3 protein-coding genes and 1 pseudogene are annotated in these 4958 nt (G+C 31.0%); all 4 read left to right on the top strand.

Going from position 1 to position 4958, the window contains the following annotated elements:
* Window positions 1–832, top strand: an 832-nt coding sequence (locus VFS71_RS08815; protein WP_326400677.1) for a YfhO family protein, incomplete at its 5' end; no start/stop codon positions are given.
* A 61-nt stretch (window positions 833–893) separates the two neighbouring features.
* Window positions 894–2186 (top strand): glycosyltransferase family 4 protein, encoded by a 1293-nt coding sequence (locus VFS71_RS08820; protein ID WP_326400679.1) that lies wholly within the window; start codon window positions 894–896, stop codon window positions 2184–2186.
* Window positions 2187–2234: 48 nt separating this feature from the next.
* Window positions 2235–3704, top strand: coding sequence for an oligosaccharide flippase family protein (locus tag VFS71_RS08825; protein WP_326400681.1), 1470 nt, complete (start codon window positions 2235–2237; stop codon window positions 3702–3704).
* Between the two features lie 135 nt (window positions 3705–3839).
* Window positions 3840–4958: pseudogene (locus tag VFS71_RS08830) on the top strand (mechanosensitive ion channel family protein); the annotation flags it as partial.

Genomic DNA, 4958 nt, shown 5'->3' on the forward strand with positions numbered 1-4958 from the left:
GGTTTCCGACTTGTTTTTTGTGGACAAAAATTATGTATCCAATAAAGATTTTATAAATGCGAGAGATGTAGAAGTACCATTTCAAGAAACTCCTGCGGATGCTGAAATTCTAAAAGATCCAACAAATTACAGAGTATTTGATATTCAAGGATTGATGCAAGGAAGAACATCTTATTTTCATAAAGCGATAGGTGGATATAGTGCTGTAAGACCTAAAAGAATACAACAATTGTTTGATTATCAAATTGCTAAAAATAATTTAGAAATACTTAATATGTTAAACGTTAAGTATGTAATTCAAACCGATAAAGAAGGTAAGGAACAACCAATTATCAATCCGGATGCTAATGGAAATGCTTGGTTTGTGGATCAAGTTGAATTCGTTAAAAATTCAGACGAAGAGATGAAAGCTTTGGATAAATTGAATTCTAAAAAAGTGGCTGTAATCAACGTAAATGAGTTTTTGGATATTAAAAATAAGATTTTCGCCAAAGATAGCTCGGCTACTATAACTTTGGATTCGTACCAACCAAATAATTTAAAGTATACTTCAAACAATACAAAAGAGGGTTTAGCCGTTTTCTCTGAGATGTATTATGAAAAAGGTTGGAAAGCTCTTGTAGATGGTAAAGAGACATCAATCATGAGAGCTGATTATACTTTGAGAGCGATAGTGGTTCCGGCTGGAAAGCATACTATAGAATTCAAATTTGAGCCTCAAGTGATAAAAACAGGAAGTGCAATCACACTTGTTAGTTGCATCGGAATGTTATTTCTTTTAGTAGGTGGATTGTACTTTGAGAAAAAGAATGGATTTAAGAACTTGAATTAACTTTCCGATTATTGTCGGGGTTTATTCTTGATTTAATTATTTAATACAAATCCTTATCATTTTGGATACAAAAAAAATCCTCATTATAACTTATTATTGGCCACCTGCAGGAGGGCCAGGCGTTCAGCGTTGGCTTAAGTTTGTGAAATATTTACCTGATTTTGATATTCAGCCAATCGTTTATATTCCTGAGAATCCTACTTATCCAATAGTTGATACGAATTTGGAAAAAGAAGTTTCGGAGAAAGCAATTATTTTAAAGCATAAAATTTTTGAGCCGTACCAATTGGCTTCTTTTTTTTCTAAAAATAAAACCAAAAAAATTAGTTCAGGTATTATTCCAAACCAAAAGAAGCAAACTTTTCTTGATAAGTCATTGTTGTGGATTCGAGGAAACTTGTTTATTCCGGATGCTCGGGTTTATTGGGTAAAGCCATCAGTTGTTTATTTGGAAAAATACATTGCAGAAAATAATATAGATACTATAATCACTTCCGGACCACCACATAGTTTGCATTTGATTGGATTGGTTTTAAAGCAGAAATTGAAAATTACTTGGTTTGCCGATTTTCGAGACCCTTGGACTACTATTGGTTATCACAAATCATTGCGATTATCAACTAGAGCTGAAAGAAAGCACAAAGCACTTGAATATAGAGTTTTGAATACTGCCGATACTGTTATTGTTACCAGTAAAACTACCAAAACCGAATTCGAAGCAATAACCAATAAACCTATAGCAGTTATTACCAATGGCTATGATACTGAGCCAGTAACAAAAGTGGCTTTAGATTCTAAATTTAGTCTTGCTCATATAGGTTCTTTTCTTTCCGAAAGAAATCCAATTATATTATGGGAATCTTTGGCTGAGTTATTAAAAGAAATTCCAGATTTTAAGTCTCATTTGGAGCTAAAATTAATTGGTGCTGTCAGCCAAGAAGTATTGGATACCATTTCACAATTTAGTTTGGATTCGTATTTGAATAATTTAGGATATGTTGCCCATTCTGAAGCAGTGGCGCATCAAAGAAATTCTCAGGTTTTGTTGCTTATCGAGATAAATTCGGAAGAAACGAAGAGTATCATTCCTGGCAAATTATTTGAATATATGGTTTCGAATAGGCCAATTATCGCTATTGGTCCGAAAGATTCTGATTTTGCGGAGATAATTACAGGAACAAATACAGGAGTGTTTTTTGAGTATACAGAGAAAGAAAAATTAAAAAATACGATTGTGTCTTATTATAATCAGTTTTTGGAAGGAAAATTACAATCCTATGGTGTAGGTTTGCAAAAATATTCCAGAAAGAATTTGACCAAAGATTTGGCACAATTAATTAATTCAAAGATTTAAGGTGTTCGAACTTTAAACTTTTAAACCTTAAACTTTAAAAACCTATTAATGGGCATAGTATTAAATCAGTCGTTAAAAAATACGATAATAACTTATATAGGCTTTGGAATTGGGGCTATTAATACATTGTATTTATATCCAATTTTTTTGGGAGCCACTTACTATGCTTTAACTAATTATATACTTTCGGCTGCAAACGTTATTATGCCTTTGTTTGCGATCGGAATGCAAAATACACTGGTAAAATTTTATGCCCAATACCAGACTGAAAAAGAGCGTTCCCAGTTTTTATCTTTTACGGTTTTATTTCCGTTATTGATGTGCATTCCATTAGCAATAATAGGTTTCTTTTTCTTTGACGATATCTTAACTTTTGTTTCAAAGAAAAACCCTGTCGTTAAAACATTTATTTTACTGATTCCATTCACTGGTTTGTGCATGGCTTATTTCGAGATATTTTATGCGTGGGCAAGAGTTCATATGCATTCTGTTTTTGGAAATTTCATAAAGGAAGTAGGCTTGCGTTTATTTTCATTGATTACTTTAATCGGTGTGTATTATAATTGGATAACTGTAGTGCAGTTTGTTTATGTTACTGCAGGTATTTATTTATTAGCATTGATTGTTACTATGTTTTATGCTTTTTACATAAAAAGACCTGTTTTTCAATTTGTTATTCCGGAAAATGTGAAAGACATCTTGGTGTATACTTTTTATATTATTTTGTCAGGTAGTGTTGCTAATTTATTACTGGATGGTGATAAAATAATGTTGAATCAGTATATGAAGATTGAAAACATTGCATATTATTCGGTAGCTACTTATATCGCTTTGGTTATTTCTGTTCCAAGTCGTGCGATGCACCAGATAGTGTATCCAATTACCGCAAAATTAATGCACGAAAACAAACATGATGAGTTGAATAATCTGTATAAAAAAACGTCCATTAATTTACAGATTGTAGGTGGTTTTGTGATGCTTTGTATTTTTGTTAATATCAATCAGTTATACGAATTAGTACCAAAAGATTATAGCGGTGGAATTACTGTAGTGTTCATGATTGGTTTGTCTAAATATTTTGATTTGATATTGGGTAATAATAATGCAATTATCTTTAATTCAAAATATTATCGTGCAGTATTGTTTTTAGGAGTTGGATTAGTGGTTTTGACTGTAGTATTAAATATGATTTTTATCCCATTATTTGGAATTATCGGTTCTGCATTTGCTACTTTATTATCTATCACTTGTTATAGTTTGGCCAAATTACTTTTTGTTGTAAAACGTATGCATTTGTATCCATTCACTAAACAAACATTGCATTCTATTGGGATAACTTTTGTTGTATTTTTATTATTTTATTATTGGAAATTTCCAATAAATCCACTTATTGCTATTGGATTAAAATCAATCTTGGTAACTATAGTCTATGTATTTATCAATTATAAATTTGTTGTTTCTCCAGAAATTAATCAAACTTTGGATAAGGTTCTTTTGATAATAAAGAAAAAAAAATAGTTTCAATTGTAGATTGAATTTATAAGTTTCTCTGTTTGATATATTTAAAATTTTGTTGCTTAGTTTTTTTATATTTGTAAGTATAGTTTCTAATGTTAGATACTTTTTTATAAATTAATGGAAAACTTTTGCACTATGATGAATTTTAAAACTACAATACTGTATTTATTTCTTGGGTGCTCAATATTGTTGTTTTCCCAACCTCAAAAGAGTGGTATTTCAAGTTTAAAAAGTGATAAAACAGGAAGTGTTATGCTTCATCAAAATGCTCCTAGTTTAAAAGGTTATCCTATTACTCCTTTTAAAGATACCTTATTTTTCGTCTATAACAGAATAGGATCTTTTAATGCCGAGAATCGTGCTAATGCTATTGCCAGCAGAATAGTATTGCTTTATAAAGATCCCTTTTTTAAGAAAGATTCATTGAAGCTTAGCAAATCTGATTTTGGTGTTGATATTGTCTATAATAGTGATTTTGTTGTAATGTCGGTTACGGACCTTGATGGAAAAACGATAGGCACCAGTAACTTTGCCTTGGCTCAAAAAAACCTTGCTATTATTCAAAAGAGTGTACTTTTTCAAAAAGAAAATAATGCAGTTGAGAATTGGTTAAAAAGGATAGGACTTGTAATGTTGTTGATTAGCTTAATAGTTATAATTGTTTTTGCAATCAATAGACTGTTTAGATGGTTTCGACTTTTTCTTATCAAAAGGCAGGAAAGGTATTTTTCGGGATTAAAAATTAAAGAGTCTTATGTTTTTTCGCCAGAAAGGCATTTGGAATTCGTTTTAAAGACTGTATCATTGGTTCGGATAGTCGTTTTGATTTTTACATTTTATATTTCTTTACCAGCAATTTTTAGTGTTTTTCCTGAAACGGAAGCTTATGCAACCACTCTTTTGAAATGGATTTTTTCTCCGGCAAAAGCCGCATTGATGGGGTTTCTTGATTTCTTGCCGAATTTAATTTCCATACTGGTAATTGTAATATTGTTCCAGTATCTATTGAAAGCTATTAAGTTTTTTGTTGATGAGATCCAGAAAGGTCAAATCAAAATTGAAGGTTTTTACAGTGATTGGGCTAAACCTACTTTTAATATCATAAAAGTCTTAATCTATGCTTTTATGTTAGTGATTATCTTTCCCTATTTGCCTGGATCCAATTCGCCAATATTCCAAGGGGTTTCTGTATTTGTTGGTGTTTTGTTTTCATTAGGTTCTTCCAATGCAATTGCTAATATGATAGCGGGACTG

It is taken from the genome of Flavobacterium sp., from assembly GCF_035760125.1.
Taxonomy (GTDB): domain Bacteria; phylum Bacteroidota; class Bacteroidia; order Flavobacteriales; family Flavobacteriaceae; genus Flavobacterium.

Coding starts and splice junctions, on each gene's coding strand:
- VFS71_RS08825 (WP_326400681.1), top strand. CDS start 2,235: ATGGGCATAGTATTAAATCAGTCGTTAAAAAATACGATAATAACTTAT.